20 protein-coding genes are annotated in these 22,076 nt (G+C 65.7%); 9 read left to right on the top strand and 11 right to left on the bottom strand.

Features of this window, described 5'->3' with window-relative positions:
• Positions 1 to 202 precede the first annotated feature (202 nt).
• On the top strand, positions 203 to 547 hold the full coding sequence (locus AC1D1Y_RS01080; RefSeq protein ID WP_477680715.1) for a hypothetical protein: 345 nt from the start codon (positions 203 to 205) through the stop codon (positions 545 to 547).
• Positions 548 to 601: 54 nt separating this feature from the next.
• Here the strand turns inward: AC1D1Y_RS01080 and AC1D1Y_RS01075 are convergent, their stop codons facing one another.
• From AC1D1Y_RS01075 to AC1D1Y_RS01030, 10 genes are all read right to left on the bottom strand, one after another.
• Positions 602 to 1,930: an esterase/lipase family protein gene (locus AC1D1Y_RS01075; protein ID WP_477680714.1), complete on the bottom strand. Its 1,329-nt coding sequence runs from the start codon at positions 1,928 to 1,930 to the stop codon at positions 602 to 604.
• An 81-nt stretch (positions 1,931 to 2,011) separates the two neighbouring features.
• Positions 2,012 to 2,410 carry a response regulator gene (locus AC1D1Y_RS01070; RefSeq protein WP_477680713.1) on the bottom strand — a complete coding sequence of 133 codons (399 nt, stop codon included), beginning with the start codon at positions 2,408 to 2,410 and terminating at the stop codon, positions 2,012 to 2,014.
• 108 nt (positions 2,411 to 2,518) lie between these two features.
• On the bottom strand, positions 2,519 to 3,367 hold the full coding sequence (locus AC1D1Y_RS01065; protein ID WP_477680712.1) for a pseudouridine synthase: 849 nt from the start codon (positions 3,365 to 3,367) through the stop codon (positions 2,519 to 2,521).
• A gap of 43 nt (positions 3,368 to 3,410) precedes the next feature.
• Positions 3,411 to 4,118, bottom strand: a complete 708-nt coding sequence (gene kdpE / locus AC1D1Y_RS01060; protein ID WP_477680711.1) for a two-component system response regulator KdpE — start codon at positions 4,116 to 4,118, stop codon at positions 3,411 to 3,413.
• Between the two features lie 7 nt (positions 4,119 to 4,125).
• Positions 4,126 to 6,843, bottom strand: coding sequence for a DUF4118 domain-containing protein (locus AC1D1Y_RS01055; protein WP_477680710.1), 2,718 nt, complete (start codon positions 6,841 to 6,843; stop codon positions 4,126 to 4,128).
• A 52-nt stretch (positions 6,844 to 6,895) separates the two neighbouring features.
• On the bottom strand, positions 6,896 to 7,468 hold the full coding sequence (kdpC, locus tag AC1D1Y_RS01050) for a potassium-transporting ATPase subunit KdpC (RefSeq protein WP_477680709.1): 573 nt from the start codon (positions 7,466 to 7,468) through the stop codon (positions 6,896 to 6,898).
• Positions 7,469 to 7,484: 16 nt separating this feature from the next.
• Positions 7,485 to 9,575, bottom strand: a complete 2,091-nt coding sequence (gene kdpB, locus AC1D1Y_RS01045) for a potassium-transporting ATPase subunit KdpB (protein WP_477680708.1) — start codon at positions 9,573 to 9,575, stop codon at positions 7,485 to 7,487.
• Between the two features lie 22 nt (positions 9,576 to 9,597).
• The gene (kdpA, locus tag AC1D1Y_RS01040) at positions 9,598 to 11,397 is read right to left on the bottom strand and encodes a potassium-transporting ATPase subunit KdpA (RefSeq protein ID WP_477680707.1); all 1,800 of its coding nucleotides are present in this window, start codon (positions 11,395 to 11,397) and stop codon (positions 9,598 to 9,600) included.
• Entirely contained in the window at positions 11,397 to 11,495 is a 99-nt protein-coding gene (locus AC1D1Y_RS01035) for a potassium-transporting ATPase subunit F (RefSeq protein ID WP_436156902.1), read from the bottom strand. The genes kdpA and AC1D1Y_RS01035 overlap by 1 nt, the downstream gene beginning before the upstream one ends.
• 229 nt (positions 11,496 to 11,724) lie before the next feature.
• Positions 11,725 to 12,522: a sulfite exporter TauE/SafE family protein gene (locus AC1D1Y_RS01030; RefSeq protein WP_477680706.1), complete on the bottom strand. Its 798-nt coding sequence runs from the start codon at positions 12,520 to 12,522 to the stop codon at positions 11,725 to 11,727.
• Between the two features lie 95 nt (positions 12,523 to 12,617).
• Between AC1D1Y_RS01030 and AC1D1Y_RS01025 the strand changes: the two genes are divergently transcribed.
• From AC1D1Y_RS01025 to AC1D1Y_RS01015, 3 genes are read left to right on the top strand one after another with little or no spacing between them, the layout of a single operon-like run.
• Positions 12,618 to 13,562 (top strand): LysR substrate-binding domain-containing protein, encoded by a 945-nt coding sequence (locus AC1D1Y_RS01025; protein ID WP_477680705.1) that lies wholly within the window; start codon positions 12,618 to 12,620, stop codon positions 13,560 to 13,562.
• Complete coding sequence (locus AC1D1Y_RS01020) at positions 13,559 to 14,185, top strand: pyridoxamine 5'-phosphate oxidase family protein (protein WP_477680704.1); 627 nt, start codon at positions 13,559 to 13,561, stop codon at positions 14,183 to 14,185. Before AC1D1Y_RS01025 ends, AC1D1Y_RS01020 begins: the two co-directional genes overlap by 4 nt.
• Positions 14,185 to 14,823: an HD domain-containing protein gene (locus AC1D1Y_RS01015; protein WP_477680703.1), complete on the top strand. Its 639-nt coding sequence runs from the start codon at positions 14,185 to 14,187 to the stop codon at positions 14,821 to 14,823. Before AC1D1Y_RS01020 ends, AC1D1Y_RS01015 begins: the two co-directional genes overlap by 1 nt.
• Here the strand turns inward: AC1D1Y_RS01015 and AC1D1Y_RS01010 are convergent.
• Positions 14,813 to 15,565, bottom strand: a complete 753-nt coding sequence (locus tag AC1D1Y_RS01010) for a Crp/Fnr family transcriptional regulator (RefSeq protein WP_477680702.1) — start codon at positions 15,563 to 15,565, stop codon at positions 14,813 to 14,815. The genes AC1D1Y_RS01015 and AC1D1Y_RS01010 overlap by 11 nt on opposite strands.
• A gap of 188 nt (positions 15,566 to 15,753) precedes the next feature.
• On the opposite strand from AC1D1Y_RS01010, the gene AC1D1Y_RS01005 reads away from it, so the two are divergent.
• The 5 genes from AC1D1Y_RS01005 (at position 15,754) to AC1D1Y_RS00985 (ending at position 22,067) form a co-directional block, all read left to right on the top strand.
• On the top strand, positions 15,754 to 16,950 hold the full coding sequence (locus AC1D1Y_RS01005; protein WP_477680701.1) for an ABC transporter substrate-binding protein: 1,197 nt from the start codon (positions 15,754 to 15,756) through the stop codon (positions 16,948 to 16,950).
• A gap of 148 nt (positions 16,951 to 17,098) precedes the next feature.
• Entirely contained in the window at positions 17,099 to 19,045 is a 1,947-nt protein-coding gene (locus AC1D1Y_RS01000; RefSeq protein ID WP_477680700.1) for an AMP-dependent synthetase/ligase, read from the top strand.
• Positions 19,042 to 19,824 (top strand): ABC transporter ATP-binding protein, encoded by a 783-nt coding sequence (locus AC1D1Y_RS00995; RefSeq protein ID WP_477680699.1) that lies wholly within the window; start codon positions 19,042 to 19,044, stop codon positions 19,822 to 19,824. The genes AC1D1Y_RS01000 and AC1D1Y_RS00995 overlap by 4 nt, the downstream gene beginning before the upstream one ends.
• A gap of 78 nt (positions 19,825 to 19,902) precedes the next feature.
• On the top strand, positions 19,903 to 20,832 hold the full coding sequence (locus tag AC1D1Y_RS00990; RefSeq protein ID WP_477680698.1) for a branched-chain amino acid ABC transporter permease: 930 nt from the start codon (positions 19,903 to 19,905) through the stop codon (positions 20,830 to 20,832).
• 158 nt (positions 20,833 to 20,990) lie between these two features.
• Entirely contained in the window at positions 20,991 to 22,067 is a 1,077-nt protein-coding gene (locus tag AC1D1Y_RS00985; protein WP_436156912.1) for a branched-chain amino acid ABC transporter permease, read from the top strand.
• The last annotated feature ends 9 nt before the right edge of the window (positions 22,068 to 22,076 follow it).

The following is a 22,076-nucleotide window of genomic DNA, read 5'->3' as shown; positions in this document are numbered from 1 at the left end:
GTGTGCGTCGCAACCGCTTTGCGTCGCGGTCCCGCGTGGCTTCGCCTCAAAATTGATAAATATGATTTGAAAATCGACTTTTATTTCTATTTTGGTGAATATTGCCAAAAATTTCACGAATTAATTACAGAATCAATTTTTACTAAATTTATCAATTTAACTAAAATGGTCGTTACTACTGACAGATTCAGGAGTACACGCCATGCGGACTTTCAAGACGGTTTTCGGCTTCCTGCTTGCCACGCAAGCTTTGCTGGCCTGCACTGCGCTCCATGCGCAAAGCACTTCAGCGTCATTTGGTGTCACCATCGTGCTGAACACCTTCAGCGAGGCCGTGACGGCGGACCACCGCTGCACCCACCGGGGACGAGCCGACGGGCCCAAGGAAACCCTGCGCATCAGCTGCCCCGCCACGGTGGACGTGCAGGCCATTGCCAGCGCCTCGAACGGGAAAACGGGACAGGCCCAGCGCCTGAATGCGCTGGCCGTCGTGGCTGGAAAACCCATGCGGTCAACGGAACCGCTTGAGCTGACCATCTCCTGGTAGCCCGGTTCCGGCCGGGGCTGGGGTCGCGCAGACCCCTTGAGCCTTGGCGCGAGACTATTTATCCAGCCAGCGCACCAGCTGCCGCCCCACCTCAGGCCGGCTCAGCAGTTCCATGTGATTCATGCCCTGCGCGATCCACTGGTTTTCCGGCGCAAACGCCAGGCAACGCTCCGGCTCCGCATGCAGGCCCAGTGCGCTTTCGAGTGACACCAGCCCGTCTCCGACCATCTTGCGCGCCAGCGCCTCCCGCACCGCCATCAACGGCCCCTTGCCGGGCGCCAGCGTGGTGGCCGCGACGGTGTAGCAGGCCACATCGGCCGGCAAGGGCACGGGCCGGCGGGCGTCGGGCCCGCGCTCAAAACGCCCCGCGTCGTGCCAGTCGGCGTGCAGCACATTGCCGTGGCGCAAGTCGGTGATGCCGGCGCTGCGCACCTGGCCGATTCTGGCGAACGGTCTGGTCACGATGTTGCCGCCCAGCACACCGTCCACCCAGCTGCCCAGGCGCTCCAGCGGCGCGCCGTGGTGCGGTGTTCCCAGGAACACCAACGCCTTGAGCTGCGCCAGCCAGCTGTAACCGGCCTCGGCCGCCTGGTGGCAGGCGCTGCGCGCGACCAGGCCGCCCATGCTGTGCACCAGCAACGTGATGCTTTCAACCGGCTGCGGCCAGGCCTTCACCAGTTGCTGCAGCAGCCCGGCCAGTTGCTCGCCGTTGTCAGAAGTGTGCAGGCCGGTGTTGTAGTGCAGGTAGACGGGCGTATAGCCGAGCTCGTGCGCCAGCTGTTCGCCGTGGCCCTTGAAGCCGCCGGCCGCCGCGCTGTTCCATTGCAGGTCGTTCATGCACAGGCCGTGCACCACCACCAGCAGCTTGCCCGTCGCATCCAGCAAGCGCGCGGCCAGCACCTGCGCTTCCAGCAACAGCGGCTGGCCCTGATGGCGCAGGCGCATGGAAATCGCCAGCGGGTTGGCTGTCTCCGCCAGGCGATCGCCCAGCACGCCATTGAGCGCCGACAGCATGGCCTCGCGCTGGGGCGTCGAGGCCCGGGGCCCTGCTAGCGGCGCCGCGCGCGACAGCAAGGCATTGGCCGTGCCGCCGGCCAGCCGCGTCACACCCTTGATGCCGCCGTACACCAGGCCGGTGATGCCCAGCGGGCGCACGCCGCTGGCGCCCGGCATGCGATTGATGAATTTCGCGCCCAGCGGGCCGAAAGGCGCGGCGACGGCCTTGTAGATGTTGCCCTGCACGCTTTCGGCCAGGCCGGTGACACCCAGCGTGGCCTGCGTGGCAAGCTGCGCCAGCCCCTGGATGTCGGATACATGCAGCCAGGTGGGCAACAGGCCCGGCGAAAAAGGCCCTGGCGTTTCGGGCTGGTCGGGTGGGGTCATGCCCGATTGTGGAGGCAGAGCCGCATGCGCGCCAGCAGGTGTTGGGACGGCTCTGGAAGCGCCTGGCCCCGAGCCCTGGCCCTAATGCCGTAATTTGCCCGACTCTTCATGCGCGGTCTGCTCCGCGCAGTAGGCAAACAGGCCGTCCAGCTCGCTGGATTTATCGAACACGGCGTCGGCGCCCAGGTCCGCGGAGCGGCGGCGGATTTCCGGCGTGGCGTAATTGGTGAGCACCACGACCTTCTGGTAGGGCTCGCGGTTGCGGCAGCCCGCCAGCACGCCCAGGCCGTTGCCCTCTTTCAGGAAAAGGTCGACGATGGCCAGCTGCCACTCCCCGTTGTGCGCGCGCAGCCACCGGCTGGCCTCGGCCTGGGTGGCCCCATGGCCCGTGACCTGGACAGCGGCGATTTCCTGGAGCGCCTCGATCAGGTTCTCCAGGACGATCTGGTTGTCCTCGACGAGGTAAGTAATAAGTGCCATACGACCCACTTTAGGCCGCTGCGGGGCAGGCGCTGCCATCCGTTGGCCCGCCTCCAGGTAGGACAGTGCAGCACCGCCGGCCGCGCCATCTTTAAGACTGGAACAGCTTTAGAAGCGCTCGTGCGGTGCCAGATAGCGCCACTGCCCCACAGGCAGGTGCCCCAGGTTGACCTGGCCAATGCGCACGCGCTTGAGCCCCGTCACAAACAGCCCCACCTGCTCGCACATGCGGCGGATCTGGCGTTTTTTGCCTTCCTTGAGCACAAAACGCAGCTGTTCGGGGTTTTGCCACGACACCTTCGCGGGCCGCAACGCCTGGCCGTCCAGGYTCAGGCCGTGGTTCAGCAGGGCCAGTTTTTCGGGCGGGAACACCGACTGCACGTTGACGGTTTCCGGCCCATAGCTGACCCGTACCAGGTATTCCTTTTCGATGTCCGAGTCTTCGCCRATCAGCTGGCGCGCCACGCGCCCGTCCTGCGTCAACACCAGCAGGCCTATCGAGTCGATGTCCAGCCGGCCCGCCGGCGCCAGGCCGCGCAATTGTTCATGGCCCCAGCGCATGTGGCTGTTGCATTCGCGCCAGCGGTTTTGCGGCTGCACCAGCACCACGGCCGGCTCGTGCCCGTCCTCGGCCTGGCCGCTGACGTAGCCGACCGGCTTGTTGATCAGGATGGTGACCTGCATGCGCTGCTGTTGCTCGGCCTGGCGGTCGATCTCGATGCGCGCATCCACCGCCACCGGCTGGCCCATCACGGCGGGCGCGCCGTTCACGCGCACCCAGCCGCGCGCGATCCAGTCGTCGGCCTCGCGGCGCGAGCACAGGCCCAGCTCGGCCATGCGCTTGTTCAGCCGCACGGTGGGCGCGGGCGCGCCCGGTGCGGCGGCCGGGGCTTTGGGGATGCGGACGGCGGCGCCCGCGGGTTTGGGGCCTGGGCCGGGTTTGAGGGGGTCTTGCATGGGAGGGGTACTTGATGACGGGCCGGGTGACCGGCTGTTCAGGCTATTGTCCCACCCAGAGCCGGTAACCGACCCCGGTTTCGGTCAGCAGGTGTTGGGGCTGCGCCGGGTCCGCCTCAAGCTTCTGGCGCAAATGCCCCATATAGATGCGCAAATAGTGGTTTTGCTCCGCGTGCGACGGGCCCCAGACTTCGCGCAGCAGTTGCCGGTGCGTGAGCACCCGGCCGGCATGGCTGACCAGCACGTTGAGCAGCCGGTACTCGATGGGCGTCAGGTGCACTTCCGCGCCGCCGCGCCGCACCAGGCGCGCCTGGCGGTCCACCTCCACCTCGCCGAAGCGGAACACCGGTTCGTCGGGCGCGCCGTCGGCCCCGGCCCCGCGCGGGCGGCGCAGGTTGGCGCGCACCCGGGCCAGCAGCTCGCCCACACCGAAAGGCTTGGTCAGGTAGTCGTCGGCGCCGGCGTCCAGCGCGGCGATCTTGTCGGCCTCGGCGGCGCGCGCCGACAGCACCACGATGGGCACGGCCGACCAGCCGCGCACGTCGCGAATCAGTTCAAGCCCGTCGCCGTCGGGCAGGCCCAGGTCCAGCACCAGCAAATCGGGCTTGCGCGTGCCGGCTTCGGTCAGCCCGCGTTTGGCGGTGTCGGCCTCGAACACCTGCCAGCCCTCGGCCTCCAGCGCCGCGCGCACGAAGCGGCGTATCTGCGGCTCGTCTTCAATGACGACGGCAACGGGAGCGGGATGCGACATGGTGTGGTCAGGCGGTTTCGGGCAGGCCCTGGGGCGGCGTGCGCCGCGGCAGGGTGACGGTGAATTCTGCACCACCGCCCGCCGCTTGCGGAACGTTCGCGGCCGTGATCTGCCCGCGGTGCGCCTGCACCACCGCCTGGCAGATCGCCAGGCCCAGGCCCACACCCGGTGTAGCCGATTCGGCCTCGCCACGCGTGAATTTCTCGAACAACTCGTGCTCGCGGCCTTTGAGTGCGGCGGGCAGGCCGGGACCGTGGTCGCGCACAGTGAGCAACAGTGTGGTGTCCGTCACCTGGGCGCTCACTTCAATCGGCGGCTTGCCGTACTTCGCGGCGTTTTCCAGCAGGTTGACGAGCACGCGCTCCATCAGCACCGCATCAAACTCGACCAGCGGCAGGTCGGCGGGAAGCGCCGTCACCACGGTCCTGCCGGCCAGCGCATGCTGGGCCTGGCGTATCGCCGAGCCGACGATTTCCTCGACTGACTGCCAGTCACTGCGCAAGTTGACGGCGCCGCTTTGCAGCCGCGCCATGTCCAGCAAGTTGTTGACCAGCGCGCTCAGGTGGCGTGCCTCGCCGGCGATGGCGCGCGCCGCCTGCGCCTGTTCATCGCTGAGCGGCGGCGCCGTGCGCTGCAGCGAATCGGCCAGGCCGATCAGCGCGGTCAGCGGCGTACGCACGTCGTGCGAGATTGCCGCCAGCAGCATGTTGCGCAGTTTTTCGGACTCCATCTGCACCACCGCCTGCTGGGCCACGTCCACGTAATGCACACGCTCCAGCGCGATCGCCACCTGGCGCGCCAGCGTTTCCAGCTGCTGCACCTGCTCGGGAATCAGCAGCCAGCGCGCCTGCGCGGGCTTGACGGCCAGCACGCCGCGCACCCGCATGGGCGCCTTGAGCGGGAGGTAATGCCAGGCCTGGGCCGACAAGGTGGCGGTGGCCAGCCCGGCCGGCTGTTCATTGCGAAACACCCAGTCGGCCACGCTGGCGTCAAAGTCCTCGGGCGGCTTTTCGGGTGGCAGCAACTGGTCATGGCCGTCGGTCACCAGCACCAGCGCCTGGCCGCCGAAATTGCGCTGCGCGGCCGCCTCGCCGAGCTCGGTGACCTGCTCGCTCAGCAAAGCCGCCGACAAATCGCGCGTGAGCTCGAACAGCGACTGCGCGCGGCGCTCGCGGCTGGCCGCGATGCGCGCCTGGAAACGCAGGCCCGCCGTGAGCTGGCCGGTCAGCAGGCCCACCACCAGCATCACGCCGAACGTCACCAGGTATTGCACGTCGCTGACGGCGAAGGACAGGCGCGGCGCGACAAAGAAGTAATCAAAGGCCGCGACATTGAGGAAAGCCGCCAGCGCCGCCGGCCCGCGCCCGAACTTCAGCGCCACCAGCACCGTGGCCATCAGGAACACCATCACGATGTTGGCCAGGTCGAAATAAGCCAGCAGCGGCAGGGCCAGCAGCGTGACGGCCGCGCTACCCGCCGCGGCCCAGGCATAGCCGGGCAGCTTGCCTTGCCATGCCGCCGCGTCGTCCTCCTCGGCCGAACGCTGCACGGCGCGCGCCAGCCGCCGCGCGCTGTCGGCATGGCCCACCTCGACGATGTCCAGCGTGGGCGCCAGCATGGCCAGCCGGCGCGTCATGCTGGGGCCGGCCCACAGCGCGCGCCAGCCCGGCAGTTGCGGCCGTCCCACCACCAGCGTCGCGCAATTGAGCTGCTGCGCCTGCGTCACCAGTTCAGCGGCGGCATCGCTGCCCGTCAGCACTGCCGTGGCCGCGCCCAGTTCTTCGGCCAGCTGGATCACGGCCAGGATGCGGTCGCGCTCGGCGACCTCCAGCAGTTGCAGGCGCGGTGTTTCCACATACGCCGCATGCCAGCGCACATTGAGCTGGCCGGCCAGCCGCGCCGCCGTGCGCACCGTCTGCTCGGCGCCCGCCCGCGGGCCTATGCAAGCCAGGATCGCGCCTTCGGTGTTCCAGACCGGGGCGATGGATTTCTCGATGCGGTAGCTGCGCACGTCGTCTTCCACGTGCTCAGCCGTGCGCCGCAGGGCAATCTCGCGCAGCGCGATCAAATTGCCCTTGCGGAAAAAATTCTGCGCCGCGCGCTCGGCCTGCTGCGGCATGTAGACCTTGCCGGCCTTGAGCCGCGCCATCAGCTCGTCGGGCGTGACGTCGACCAGGATGATTTCATCGGCGCCGTCCAGCACCGTGTCCGGCACGGTTTCATGCACGCGTATGCCGGTGATCGCGCCCACCGTGCCGTTCAGGCTTTCCAGGTGCTGCACATTGACGGCCGACCAGACCTCGATGCCGGCCTCCAGCAGCTCGTGCACGTCCTGCCAGCGCTTGGCGTGTCGCGAGCCCTCCACATTGCTGTGCGCGAGTTCGTCGACCAGCAGCACCGCCGGCTTGCGCGCCAGCGCCGTGTCGAGGTCAAACTCTTTCAGCGTGCGGCCGCGGTAGGCCACCTCCTGCAAAGGCAGCTGTTCCAGTCCCGCCAGCAGCTCCATGGTTTCGCTTCGGCCATGGGTTTCGACCACGCCGACCAGCACGTCCCGCCCGGCCTTGCGCTCGCGCTGCGCGGCGCTGAGCATGGCGTAGGTCTTGCCCACGCCGGCGCTGGCGCCGAAGTAAATGCGCAAACGGCCGCGCCGCGCCTTTTCTTCCTCGCCGCGCAGGCGGTCCAGGAGTTCATCGGGGTCGGGGCGGGCGTCGGGGGAAATGGCCATGGATTTTTGGGAAGAGCCTCATGGTATCGGGCCTGGGCGTGGACTGCCCGGCCTAGCGCAGAGCCTCCAGCGCCAGGTTGAGCTGCAGCACATGGACCTGGGCCTCACCCAGAAAGGCCGGCCAGGGTTTCTCGGTGTGCTGTTCGACCAGGGCCTGAACCTTCTCCAGCGGCAAGCCACGCGCCTTTGCCACGCGGACTGCCTGGTAGCGCGYCGCGGCGGGGCTGATGTGCGGGTCCAGCCCGCTGGCCGAGGCCGTGACCAGGTCCACCGGCACCGCTGCGGTATTGCCGGGGTCGGCCGCACGCAAGGCCTCAATACGGCCCTTGACGGCATCAACCAGCGCGGGATTGAGCGGCCCCTGGTTGGCGCCGCTGGAAGCCGCGGCGTTGTAGGGCATGGGCCCGGTGGCGGAGGGGCGGCCCCAGAAATGGGCGGGATCGCTGAAGTTCTGGCCTATCAGCGCGGAGCCCACGGCCTTGCCGTCACGCACGAGCAGGCTTCCAGCGGCCTGCGACGGGAACAGCGACTGCGCGGCGCCCGTCACCACCAGCGGGTAGGCGACGCCGGTAGCCAGGGTCAGCACGGTGAACATCACGAGTGCGGGGCGAAGTATGGTTGTCATAAGGTTTCCTTTGGGTTCAGTTCGTGAGGTTCATCGCGACTAGGACGAGATCAATCGCCTTGATGCCGATAAAGGGCACGATCAGCCCACCCAGGCCGTAAATCAGCAGGTTGCGGCGCAGCAGTGCCGCCGCGCCAACGGGCCGGTACTTCACGCCCTTGAGCGCCAGAGGGATCAGGAACATGATGATCAGCGCGTTGAAGATCACCGCCGACAAAATCGCTGTCGAGGGGCTGCCCAGGCGCATCACATTGAGCGCGGCCAGCTGCGGGTAGGTGCTCACAAAAATCGCCGGGATGATGGCAAAGTACTTGGCCACGTCGTTGGCGATGGAGAAGGTGGTGAGCGAGCCGCGCGTCATCAGCAAGGCCTTGCCGGTCTCCACCACCTCCAGCAGCTTGGTCGGGTTGGAATCCAGGTCCACCATGTTGGCGGCTTCCTTGGCGGCCTGGGTGCCGCTGTTCATGGCCACCGCCACGTCGGCCTGGGCCAGGGCCGGCGCGTCGTTGGTGCCGTCTCCCATCATCGCCACCAGCCGGCCTTCGGCCTGGTACTGGCGTATCAGCTTGAGTTTGTCTTCAGGCGTGGCTTCGGCCAGGAAGTCGTCGACACCGGCTTCGGCGGCGATGGCGGCGGCCGTGAGCTTGTTGTCGCCGGTGATCATCACCGTCTTGATGCCCATGCGGCGCAGCTCGCCGAAACGCTCCTTGATGCCGGCCTTGACAATGTCCTTGAGCTCCACGATGCCCAGCACGGCATTGCCGTCGGCYACMGCCAGCGGCGTGCTGCCGCGGCGCGMCACTTCRTCKGCMSCGCGCAGCACCTCGGCCGGCACGTTGCCGCCCAGCGCCTCCACATGTTTGCGGATCGCATCKACCGCGCCCTTGCGCAGCTGGCGCACGCTGCCGTCGGGGCGCTGCACGTCGATGCCGCTCATGCGCGTCTGGGCGGTGAACGGAACCTCGTGGCTGTCACCCACCAAGGCTTCGCTGGCACCCAAACGCTGGGCCAGTGCGACGATGCTTCGGCCCTCAGGCGTTTCATCGGCCATGGAAGCCTGCATCGCGGCAGTGGCCAGTTTCGCACCGGTCACGCCGGGTGCCGGCAAAAAGGTAGCCGCCTGGCGGTTGCCGTGCGTGATGGTGCCGGTTTTGTCGAGCAGCAGCACGTCCACGTCGCCGGCGGCTTCTACTGCGCGGCCCGAGGTGGCGATGACATTAGCCTGCATCATGCGGCTCATGCCGGCCACGCCCACGGCCGACAGCAGGCCGCCTATCGTGGTCGGGATCAGGCAGACCAGCAGGGCCACCAGCGCGGTGATGCTGACCACGGTGCCCGCGCCCGCCGCGCCCACGCTGAACACCGAGAAGGGCAGCAGCGTCACCGTGACCACCAGGAACACGATGGTCAACGCCACCAGCAAAATCGTCAACGCGATTTCATTGGGCGTCTTCTGGCGCTTGGCGCCCTCGACCATGCTGATCATGCGGTCCAGGAAGGACTCGCCGGGGTTCACCACGATGCGCACCACCAGCCAGTCGGACAGCACGCGCGTGCCCCCAGTCACGGCCGAGAAGTCGCCGCCCGATTCACGCACCACAGGCGCCGATTCGCCGGTGATGGCGCTTTCGTCGACCGAGGCCACGCCTTCGATGACCTCGCCGTCCAGCGGGACCATGTCGCCGGCTTCGACGAACACCACCGCGCCCTTGCGCAGGTTCTCGGCTTGTTCAGGCAACCAGGCAGTGCCGTGGAAGACCTTGCTGTTGGTTTCCTTGAATTTTTTGGCCCAGGTGCTTTTTTTGAGGCTGCGCAGCGAGGCCGCCTGCGCCTTGCTGCGGCCCTCGGCCAGCGCCTCGGCAAAGTTGGCGAACAGCACGGTAAACCATAGCCAGACGGCCACCGCCAGAATAAAACCTGCTGGCGCCTCACCCTGACCCTGCAAGGCCTGCAGGCCCAGCAAGGTGGTGAATATGCTGCCGATGTAGACGACAAACATCACCGGGTTACGCCACTGCACGCGCGGGTTCAGCTTGGTGAACGAAGCGGCGATGGCGGGCTTGAGCAGCGCGGGATCCAGCAGCACAAATGGTTTTTGGGTAGTCATATCACTTCTCTTTCGCTGCGATTCAATGGGCTGGCCAGAGCATCAAATGCTCGACCACCGGGCCCAGTGCCAGGGCGGGTACGTAATTGAGCAGGCCCACCAGCAGCACGGTGCCTATCAGCAGCATCACGAACAGCGGGCCGTGCGTGGGCATGGTGCCGGCCGTGACGGGCAGGCGCTTCTTGGCGGCCAGTGCGCCGGCAATCGCCAGCACCGGCACGATGACACCGAAACGGCCCAGCGACATCACCAAACCCAGCAGCGTGTTGTAGAASGGCGTGTTGGCCGACAGGCCCGCRAAGGCGCTGCCGTTGTTRTTGSCGGCCGAMGTCAGCGCRTAMAGAATTTCAGARAACCCATGSGCGCCSGGGTTGGCAATRCCSGCCTTGCCGGCGCCTGCCAGCACCGCGACGGCCGTACCGGCCAGCACCAGGATGGGCGTGACCAGGATGGTGATCGAGACCAGCTTCATCTCGTGCGACTCGATCTTCTTGCCCAGGTATTCCGGTGTGCGGCCAATCATCAGGCCGGCGATGAACACCGCCAGGATGGCGAAGACCAGCATGCCRTAGAGGCCGGTGCCCACACCGCCGAACACCACCTCGCCGAGTTGCATCATCACCATGGGCACCATGCCCCCCAGCGGCGTGAAGGAGTCGTGCATGGCATTGACCGCACCGCATGACGCCGCCGTGGTGATCACCGCGAACAGGCTGGAGGCATTGATGCCGAAGCGGGTTTCCTTGCCTTCCATATTGCCGCCGGCCTGCAGCGCGCTGGCCGCCTGGTCCACACCCAGGGGGGGCAGCGAGGGGTTGCCGGCCTGTTCGGCCGGCGTGATGGCCACAACGGCAAGCACAAACAGCAGCGTCATCGCAGCCAGCACAGCCCAGCCCTGGCGGGTGTCGCCCACCGCGCGGCCGAAAGCAAAGCACAACGCCGCAGGAATCAGGAAGATGGACAGCATCTGGAAGAAGTCGCTCAGCGCCGTCGGGTTCTCATAAGGGTGGGCCGAGTTGGCGTTAAAGAAGCCGCCGCCGTTGGTGCCCAGCATCTTGATAGCCTCCTGCGAGGCGACCGGGCCCATGGCCAGGGTCTGCGTGCCGGTCTTGGCGTCTTCCATCACGGGATTCCCCTTGTCGTCTTTGAGGGCCTGGCCGTCGGCGCCGGTTTTGGGCATCTGGTACGACGTGGTCTCCAGCGTCGCCACCTCCTTGTAGCCGTCAAAGTTCTGGATCACGCCCTGCCCCACCAGAAAAATCGCGAACACCAGCGACAGCGGCAACAGCAGCCAGGCCGTGATGCGCGTGACGTCCACCCAGAAGTTGCCGATGGCGCCCGTGGCCCGTGCGGCAAAACCTCGGAACAGCGCGAACACCACCGCGATGCCGGTGGCGGCGGAGAAAAAGTTCTGCACCGCCAGCACCAGCATCTGCGTGAGGTAACTCATGGTCGACTCGCCGGCATAGCCCTGCCAGTTGGTGTTGGAGACAAAGCTGATGGCGGTGTTGAAGGCCGAGTCGGGCGACACGGCGGCCATGCCGGCTGGGTTCAGCGGCAGCCACACCTGCAGGCGCTGCAAGGCATAAACGGCCAGCACGCCCAGCGCATTGAAGGCCAGCAAGGCCAGCGCGTACTGCGACCATTTCATGCTCGTATCGGCCGAGGTGCCGGCCAGGCGGTACAGCGGCGCTTCCGCCTTGTGCATCCAGTTGGGAAGGCTGCCGGAATAAATGCGGGCCAGCCAGATACCCAGCGGCCAGGCGGTGACAAGCAGAGCCCCCAAAAAGAGGGCTAGCAGGCCCCAGGACGAGTGGCTCATCAAAACTCCTCGGCGCAGATCAGCGCATACACGAGGTAGGTGAGCAGCACGATGGCGCAGACGCCGCCGAAGCCGTACAAGACGTCGAGGGGGATCATGAACGGCCCCCTTCGGATTTTTCGAGCCTCTGGAAGCCCCAGACCAGCAAGACCATCACACCCCACAGGGCGGCGGCACCAAGAATAAACGCGAGATCCATGATCTTCTCCAGGCAATAGCGATGGAAGAAGTTTCGGATCCGGCGTGTAAAAACGGGGATGAAAGACCGGCGGCCGGTATAAAGAAAGCGTAAAAACCGGCCTTGAACCAATGCCTGCGCGTAAGGCCTTAGCCCGCAAGCCAGCGTATCGCGCTGCCAACCACCATATAAAGGCCTATGGCCAGCAAGCCCGCAAAGAACAGCCGCTTGAAGTTTTTCTCATTCAGCCGGCCGCGCAGCATCTGGCCCGCCGCCATCCCCAGCAATGCCGCAGGCAAGGCCACCAGCCAGCTCCAGCCGCCGGGCAAGGCCGCGGCCGAAAATGAGCCTTCGAGCGCCAGGCGCGCAAAGAGCGCGATGGTGGAAACGGTGAAGGACAACCCCAGCGCCTGCACCAGCTCGTCTTTCCTCAGCGACAGGGCCTGCAGGTAAGGCACCGCCGGAAAGACAAAAACGCCCGTGGCCGCCGTGATGGCGCCGGTGATGAGTCCCGTGACGCCGGAACAAAGCGCCTCGCCGCGGCGGGGCACAGCCAGCGGAGCGGCCGCCAGCCCCAGCACGGCATAGGCCATCAATGCCGCCCCAAGGCCCGCCGAGGCCACATTGGCATCGAGGGTGACGAGGCTCACGGGCATCCACAACGTGCCGGCCGCCACGCCCAGTTGCAAAGGCCAGAGCCGCCTGACCAGCCGGCCCAGCGCGGCGCCGTCCCACATCTGCCAGGCATTCGTCAGAAACGAAGGCAGGATCAAAATCACCGCTGCCTGCGCGGGCGGCATCACGCCGGCCAGCAGGCCCATGGACAGCGTCGGCAGGCCCAGGCCGACCACGCCCTTGACCAGGCCGGCCAGCAGGAATACCGCGGCAACCACACCCATCAAAAGGGTTTCATGCCCCGAGCCCGTGAGATTGTTTATCCAGTTCATGCAGCCGATTCTGCGCAGCGACGCGTTCACGCTCAAGCGGTAACATGCGCTGGCAGCCTTCGCCATTGCCGAAGGCTGAGACCACACCGCCACCCATGCCCGCCACCCTCCGATTTGACCTCGTCGACCTGCGGCTCTTCCTGCACGTCATCGACACCGGCAGCATCACGGCCGGCAGCAAGCTTTCGCACCTCGCGCTGGCCTCGGCCAGCGCGCGTATTCGCGGCATGGAGGACGCTCTGGGCGTTCCGCTGCTGGAGCGCCTGCGCGCCGGCGTCAAACCGACCAAAGCCGGCCTGGCCGTGGCCCACCATGCGCGGCTGGTGTTGCAGCAGATAGAGCGCATGCACGGCGAGATAGCCGACTACGCTGGCGGCCTGGCGGGCCGGGTGCGCCTGCTGTCCAACACCGCCGCCATCACCGACTACCTGCCGCAGGCGCTGGCGGACTTCCTCAACACCCATCCGGCCATCGACGTCGACCTCGAAGAGCGACCCAGCCACGTGATCGTGTCGCAGCTGCTGGACCAGGTGGCCGACCTCGGCATCGTGGCCGACTCCGCCGATATTTCCAGCCTGGAGTCCCGGCCCTTCCGCCGCGACCAGCTGGTGCTGGTGGTCCCGCAAGGCAGCGGCTTCGGCCGCCTGCGACAGATTTCGTTCGCGCAAGCGCTGGCCCATGACTTCGTCGGCCTGGGCGAGGACAGCGCGCTGCAGCAGCACCTGGCCCTGCAGGCCGGGCGCCTGGGGCTGCGTATGCGCACGCGCATACGGCTGCGCAGTTTTGACGCCGTCTGCCGCATGGTGGAGGCCGGTGTCGGCGTGGCCGTGGTGCCGGCTGTCGCGGCCGAACGCCATGCGGGTGCGGGCAAGCTGCGCCTGCTCAAGCTGTCCGACAGCTGGGCCGACCGCCAGCTGTTGATCTGCGCGCGCCGCTTTGAGCAACTGTCGGTGCCGGCCATCAAGCTGGTGGAGGCGCTGTGCGCGCCTGCCCCCGCAGCCGCCGCCAAAAAAAACAAAGCGATAAAGTCATGCACATGAACGCACAAACCGATCCCCACGCCATCACCAGCCTGCCGCAACTGGAGGCGCTGTTCGGCGCCGTCGGTGACGCCTCCCTCAAAAAAGAGGTGGACTATCTGCACCCAGCCTACCAGGCGCTGATCCAGGCCTCGCCTTTCGCGGTGCTGGCCACTGCCGGGCCCGGTGGCCTGGACGCCTCGCCGCGCGGAGACCCGCCGGGTTTTGTCGCAATCCAGGATGACAAAACCCTGCTGCTGCCGGAGCGCCGCGGCAACAACCGCATCGACAGCCTGCGCAACCTGCTGGTCGATCCGCGCGTGGCGCTGCTGTTCCTGGTTCCCGGCGCGGGCGAAACACTGCGCGTGAACGGCCGGGCCACCATCACGACCGCACCCGACCTGCTGCAACGCTTTGCCATGGAAGGAAAGCCGCCGCATTGCGTCGTCGTGATCCATGTCGAGTCGGTGTTCTTCCAGTGCGCGCGAGCCATCCAGCGCTCAAAGCTCTGGCAGGCCGTGCCGCAAGGCCGGCCCGACGTGCCCACGCCCGGCGCCATGCTGCAGGCGCTGACGTCGGCGGCCATCGACGGCGACAAATACGACCGCGAACTCCCCGCGCGGCAGAAATCGACGCTGTATTGATGCCACATTCCGCTCCAGACATCCTGGCCCGTTCCTGGGAACGCTGCGCGAATGCCGTGACAGCCCGGACTATCGCCGGCAGCGTGTTTGACGAGCTGGTCGCGCGCTACTCGGAGCCCCATCGCAAGTACCACACGCTGCAGCACCTTGCGGAATGCCTCGCGCATTTCGAAGCTGTGCGCCACCTGGCTGAACACCCCGGTGAGGTTGAGATCGCGCTCTGGTTCCATGACGGGATCTACGACACCCATCGCCACGACAACGAACGGAAAAGCGCCGACTGGGCGTGCGAAGTGCTGGAAGGCCACGGCGCGCTGCCCGCCATCGTGCAGCGGGTGGACGAGCTGATCATGGCCACCTGCCACAGCGCACTGCCGGTGTCGCCCGATGCGAAGCTGCTGGTGGACGTGGACCTGTCCATCCTGGGCGCCTTGCCGCCCCGCTTTGCCGAGTACGAAGAACAAATACGGCAGGAATACGCTTTCGTTCCCGCAGAGATATTCCGCCAGAAGCGCGGGGAGATCCTTTGCGCCTTCCTGGGCCGGCCCTTTATCTACAGCACGCCGCATTTCCGGGCCGCGCTGGAAGCGCGCGCCCGCGACAACCTGCGCCAGGCCATCGCCGGTATCACCGGCTAGGGCCTGTGCGGGGAGCCAAATCCTCACCCTCGCCCGCGAACACACTGGAGCGCAGCGCCTCCAGGTCCAGCACGCGCAGGCCGCCGTATTCGATGCGGATAAAGCCCTGGGCCTGCAAGGCGTTGAGCGCTTCGTTCACGCGCTGGCGTGACAGGCCGACCAGGTAAGCCAGTTCCTGCTGCGTGATGCGCAGGATTTCGCCCACGCCCGGGTAGAGCACCGGGTTGAACAGCGAGGCCAGGCTGCGCGCCACGCGGATGTCGGGGTTGTTCATGCGGTCGATTTCGCGCGCGGCGATGAACTGGCCCAGGCGCTCGTTGAGCTGGTTCATTACAAAGCGGTTAAAGCCGATGGAATGGTCCAGCAGCCAGTGAAAGGTTTCCACCGGCAGCCCGGCCACCACGCTTTTGCGCAAGGCCTGGATGTTGTAGCGGTAGGGCTCGCGCTTGAGCGCCGTGCCTTCACCGAACCAGCCGCCGGGCGGCACGCCGGTAAAGGTCATGGTCATGCCTTGCTCGTTGTCGCTGCTCATCTTGAGCAAGCCCTCCACCACGCCGAACCAGTAGGTCACCGGCTTGCCGACACGGCACACATAGTCGCCCGGCGCGGCGTCGCCCACCTGCAGCCCCGCCAACGCGCGCGCGCGTTCATCCGGCAGCAGCAAAGGCAGCCAGGGAATGCCGCGCAATTCGTCCGGCGTGGGCGTCCTGCGGCGTTGGTGAAGGGGTGACTCAGTGGCCATGCTCGCAATGTTCAAGCAGAAACAGGGGTGGCGGATCAGGGAAAGTCCGGGGCGGGCGCAACCCTTGGATTGTCGTCGCGCAGACAGTTGACCTGCTTTCCAAAGCATAGCATCGGCCCCGCGGAGACAAGCCACCAAGAGCCTGGAACAAGCCCGCCACGAGCCCACAACGACCAGGAGACACCCCCATGACAGCCCCTTCCATCCCTTTCATCACCTCGAAAATCGATTCGCCGCCGGCCCGTGCCCGCCTGACGCGCCGCCGCATGCTGGGCGCACTCGCCGCCGTACCGGCCGCGCTCTACGGCCCGGCGCGCGCGCAGGACAACAGCGGCCCGGTGCGCATCGCGCAATCCATCGCGCTGAGCGGGCCGCTGGGTGAGCTGGGCCAGGCCATGCACCAGGGGGCCAAGGCCTGCTTTGCCGGCATCAATGCCAAAGGCGGCGTGAACGGCCGGCCCATCGAGCTCACGGTGGCCGACGACGGCTACGACGTCAAGCGCGCGCTCGGCAACGTGAAAGGCTTTATCGACGACAAAAGCAATTTCGCGCTCTTCAACTGCATGGGCACGCCCATGATCGAGGCCATGCTGCCGCAGGTGATGGAGTCGGGCATGCCCTTCTTCGCGCCCTTCTCGGGCGCGCTGTCGGCGCGGCCGGCCAACGCGCGCAACGTGTTCAACATACGCGCGAGTTACGCCGACGAAGCCGAGCAACTGGTGCAGCACCTGGCGACCATAGGCATACGGCGCATCGCCATCGCCTACCAGAACAACTCCTTCGGCAAGGAGGTCTTCGACGCCACCCAGCGGTCCATGGCCAAACACAAGCTGGAAGCGACGGCCATCGTCACCGTGGAAAACAACGCTTCGGATGCCGGCGCGGCGGCGGTCAAAATCGCGGCGTCCAGCCCGGAAGCCGTGCTGGTGGGCCTGGCCGGCAAACCGACCATCGAGTTCGTGAAAGCGATACGCGCACAGCGCAAGGGGCTGTCGCTTTACGCGCTGTCCATCATGGGCGCGGCCGCCACGCTCAAGGCCATGGGCGAGGACGCCACCGGCATCGCGGTGTCGCAGGTAGTGCCGCTGCCGGGCAACACCGTGGTGCCCATGGTGCGCGAATTCCAGCAGGCCTGGAAGGCCGCCGGCGTCGCGCTGGAGCCTTCGCACCTGGCGCTGGAGGGCTACATCAATGCCCGCGTGTTCGCCGAAGCGCTGCGCCGCGCGGGCAAGAACCCGACGCGCGCCACCTTCATCGACAGCACCTGGAACTTGAAGCGCTACGACCTGGGTGGCTTCGAGGTCAGCTTCAGCGATTCGGCCCGCAATGCCTCGCGTTTTGTGGAACTGACCATGGTTTCGCGCGACGGGCGCTTTATCCGATAAACCGGGCGGACCCCGGGCACACCCCAGTAGGACTTACCCGGAAATTGTCGTCGCAATGACACCATAGCGTCAAAGCCGGTCCTACTATTCGACCCATACCCGCGGTTTTCACCGAAAAAGCCGCACCAGAACGGAGACAAGAAAGCGAATGCAGACCACGTTCCCACGATTGCTGCTCAAACATGCGGCCGAGCGCCCCGGCGCCGCCGCCATGCGCGAAAAAGAGTACGGCATCTGGCAGGCGCACAGCTGGGCCGGCATGGCGCTGCTGGTCGAGCACATCGCCTGCGGCCTGCACCAGCTGGGCCTGCGGCGCGGCGAGCACATGGTCATCATCGGCGCCAACCGGCCGCGCCTGTACGCCACCATGCTGGCCGCCCAGGCGCTGGGCGCCATTCCGATTCCGCTCTACCAGGACGCCGTGGGCGCCGAATGCATCTTCCCCATCAACAATGCCGACGTGCGCTTCGCGCTGGTGGAAGACCAGGAGCAGGTCGACAAGCTGCTCGAGATTCGCGGCCAGTGCCCGCAGCTGGACCAGATCGTTTATGACGACCCGCGCGGCCTGCGCAACTATGCCGAGGCCGGCTTGCAGTCGCTCGATGCGCTGCTGGACACGGGCCGCGGCTTTTCCGCTGGCCAGCCGGATTTCTTCAGGGCCGAAGTCGAAAAAGCCCTGCCGGACGACGTGGCCGCGATGTTCTTCACGTCGGGCACCACGGGCAATCCCAAGGGCGTGGTCCACACGCACAACACCTTGCTGGACCGCGCCAAGGCCGGCGCTGATTTCGACAAACTCACCTCCGGCGAGGAAGTGCTGGCCTACCTGCCACCCGCGTGGGTCGGCCAGAATATCTTCAGCTATGCGCAGTGGCTGGCCTGCGGCTACGTGGTCAACTGCCCCGAGAGCGCCAGCACGGTGACCATAGACCTGAAAGAAGTCGGCCCGACCTATTACTTTGCGCCACCGCGGATTTTCGAAAGCCTGCTGACCACCGTGATGATCCGCATGGAAGACGCGGGCCGCATCAAGCGCGGCATGTTCAACTATTTCATGGAGGTGGCCAAACGCGCCGGCCCGGCGCTGATGGACGGCAAGCCTGTAGTCGGCATGGACCGCTTGCTGTATGCGCTGGGCAGCGTGATGGTCTATGGCCCGCTGCGCAACACCCTGGGTTTTTCGCGCGTGCGCGTGGCGTATACCGCCGGCGAGGCCATAGGTCCCGACCTTTTCACCTTTTACCGCTCCATCGGCATCAACCTCAAACAGCTGTATGGCTCGACAGAGACCGCCGTGTTTGTCTGTCTGCAGCCGGACAACGAGGCGCGCGCCGATACGGTAGGGGTGCCGATCAGCGGCGTGCAGATCAAGGTGGCCGACAACGGGGAGATCCTCGTCAAGTCGGCCGGGCTGCTCAAGGAATACTACAAAAATCCCACGGCCACCGCCGAGGTGCTGAGCGCCGACGGCTGGTACCACACCAGCGACGCGGGCTTTATCGACGCCGGCGGCCACCTCAAGATCATCGACCGCGTGAAAGACGTGGGCCGCATCAAGGGCGGCGCCAACGACGGCGCGATGTTCGCCCCCAAATACGTGGAGAACAAGCTCAAGTTCTTCCCGCACATCAAGGAAGTCGTGGCCTACGGCGACGGCCGCGACCAGGTCTGCGTGATGCTCAACATCGACTTCGACGCCGTCGGCAACTGGGCTGAGCGCCGCAACCTGCCTTATGCCGGCTACACCGACCTGGCGCAAAAGCCCGAGGTCTACCAGCTCATCAAGGAATGCGTCGAGAAAGTCAACGCCGACCTCAGCGTGGACGCCCTGCTGGCCGGCTCGCAGATCAGCCGCTTCCTGGTGCTGCACAAGGAACTGGACGCCGACGACGGCGAACTCACCCGGACCAACAAGGTGCGGCGCGGCTTTATCGCCGAAAAATACCAGCCACTGATCGACGCGCTCTACGGCGGCAAAACCGAACAGTTCATCGAAACCGTCGTGAAATTCGAGGACGGCCGCAGCGGCAGCGTGAGCGCGACGCTGAAGATCAGCGACGCCCAGACTTTTGCCCCCGTGAAGGCCGCAGCATGAGCAAGAAGATCGGCGACGTCATCCTCGACGTCAAGAACATCACCCTGAACTTCGGCGGCGTCAAGGCCCTGTCGGACATCTCGTTCAATGTCAAAGAGCATGAGATCCGCGCCATCATCGGCCCCAACGGCGCCGGCAAAAGCTCCATGCTCAACTGCATCAACGGCGTCTATGCGCCGCAGCAGGGCTCCATCACCTTCCGCGGCCAGACCTTCAAGCACATGAACAGCCACCAGGTGGCCGTGATGGGCGTGGCGCGCACCTTCCAGAACCTGGCGCTGTTCAAGGGCATGAGYGTGCTSGACAACATCATGTCSGGCCGCAACCTGAAGATCAAAAGCAACMTSCTGCTGCAGGCMCTGCGCATWGGCCCGGCCGAAAAAGAAGAAATCATGCACCGCGAGGCGGTCGAAAAAATCATCGACTTCCTGGAAATCCAGGCCTACCGCAAGACGCCCGTCGGCCAGCTCCCCTACGGCCTGCAAAAACGCGTCGACCTGGGCCGTGCGCTGGCCATGGAGCCGCAGGTGCTGCTGCTCGACGAACCCATGGCCGGCATGAACGTCGAGGAAAAGCAGGACATGTGCCGCTTTGTGCTCGACGTSAACGACGAGTTCGGCACCACCGTCGTGCTGATCGAACACGACATGGGCGTGGTGATGGACATCTCCGACCGCGTCGTGGTGCTCGACTACGGCAAAAAAATCGGCGACGGCACCCCCGACGAAGTACGCAACAACGAAGACGTGATCCGGGCCTACCTGGGCACCAGCCACTGACATGGACGAGAACACCAAGATGAAATCACAGCGCTCCCGGCAACCCACGATGTCCCCATCCAGCGAAGGGAGCCAGTGATGGGTTCGTTCCTCGAAACTATCATCGGCGGCCTGATGTCGGGCATGCTGTATTCGCTGGTCGCGCTGGGCTTTGTGCTGATCTACAAGGCCTCGGGCGTCTTCAACTTCGCGCAGGGCGCGATGGTGCTGTTCGCGGCGCTGGCCATGGCCCGCTTCTCCGAATGGATTCCGCAATGGACCGGCCTGGACAGCAAGTTCATCAACAACGCACTGGCCTTCATGGCGGCACTGGCCATCATGGTGGTGGTCGCCTGGCTGATCGAGAAACTGGTGCTCGGGAAGCTGGTGAACCAGGAAGGCGTTGCGCTGCTGATGGCAACCCTGGGCATTTCCTATTTCCTGGACGGCTTCGGCCAGACCATCTTCGGCTCCAGCATCTACAAGATCGACGTGGGCATGCCCAAGGACCCGATGTTCCTGCTGGAAGGCGTCTTCCAGGGCGGCCTGCTGGTGAACCAGGAAGACCTGGTCGCCGCGCTGATCGCCACCGCCCTGGTGGCCGCACTGGCCGCCTTCTTCCAGTACACCAGCACCGGCCGCGCGCTGCGCGCCGTGGCGGACGACCACCAGGCCGCCCAGTCCATCGGCATTCCGCTGAACCGCATCTGGGTCATCGTCTGGAGCGTCGCGGGTTTTGTGGCCCTGGTGTCCGGTGTGATCTGGGGCAGCAAGCTGGGCGTGCAGTTTTCTCTGTCGGTGCTGGCGCTCAAGGCGCTGCCGCTGGTGATCCTGGGCGGCCTGACTTCGGTGCCGGGCGCGATTGTCGGAGGCCTGATCCTCGGTGTTGGCGAAAAGCTGGCCGAGGTGTTTATCGGCCCTTACGTCGGCGGCGGCATCGAAATCTGGTTCGCCTATGTGTTGGCTTTGTGCGTCCTGCTGGTGCGACCTCAAGGGTTGTTCGGCGAAAAAATCATCGATCGCGTCTAGACATGAAGCCCCCACGCTTGTCACTTCGTGTACTGCGCTGCCCCCCGAGGGGGCCGCTGCGCCTGCGGCCCGGCAAAGCCGGTTCCGCGGCCCCTGCTGAGCGCAGCAAAGCCCAGCGCACAACTTCTTTTATTGCGATCTAACGGCGGCTCACCTTTATGTTCTACAGAGAAAACGGCCAGTTCAAAACCAGCTACCGATCCGACCAGCAGATCTTCCCCATCCTGCAGGACCGCATCGCCATTGGCCTGCTGCTGGCCTTTGCCTTTATCGCCGTCCCGCTGCTGGCCAGCGACTACCTGTTCCGCGCCATCCTGATTCCCTTCCTGATCTTTTCTCTGGCGGCGGTCGGGGTGAACATCCTCGTGGGTTACTGCGGGCAGATCTCGCTGGGCTCAGGCGCCTTCATGGCGGTGGGTGCTTACGGTGCCTACAACTTCTTTGTGCGCATTCCCGGCATGCCGCTGATCCCGGCGCTGATCCTGGGCGGGCTCTGCGCCATGCTCTTCGGCATTTTGTTCGGCCTGCCCAGCCTGCGCGTCAAGGGCCTGTACCTGGCGGTGACCACGCTGGCCGCGCAGTTCTTTAGCGACTGGATGTTTTTGCGCATCAAGTGGTTCACCATGGACACGCCTTCGGGCTCGGTGTCGGTGTCCAACCTGCAGGTCTTCGGCCTGCCCATCGAAAGCGCATTGAGCAAATACCTGTTCTGCCTGGCCATCGTGGTGGTGATCACCCTGCTGGCCAAAAACCTGGTGCGCAGCGCCATCGGCCGCGAGTGGATGGCCATCCGCGACATGGACGTGGCCGCCGCGGTGATCGGCATACGCCCGATGTACGCCAAGCTCAGCGCCTTCGCGGTGAGCTCTTTCATCATCGGCATCGCCGGCGGCCTGTGGGCCTTCATCTACCTGGGCGCCTGGGAGCCGGCGGCCTTCTCGGTCGACTACTCCTTCCGCCTGCTGTTCATGGTGATCATCGGCGGCATGGGCGCCATCATGGGCAGCTTCTTYGGCGCGGCCTTCATCGTGGTGCTGCCCATCGTGCTGAGCCAGCTGCTGCCGGTGCTGGCCGGCTGGCTGGGCATCTCGATTTCCACGGCGGGTGTCTCGCACGCCGAGTTGATGATTTTCGGCGGGCTGATTGTGTGGTTTTTGATTGTCGAGCCGCACGGGCTGGCCAAGCTGTGGGCGGTGGGCAAACAAAAGCTACGGCTGTGGCCCTTCCCTCATTGAGGCCGCCGG

It is taken from the genome of Polaromonas sp. P1_G1 (assembly GCF_056405595.1).
This window is presented reverse-complemented; position numbering and strand designations above follow the sequence as displayed.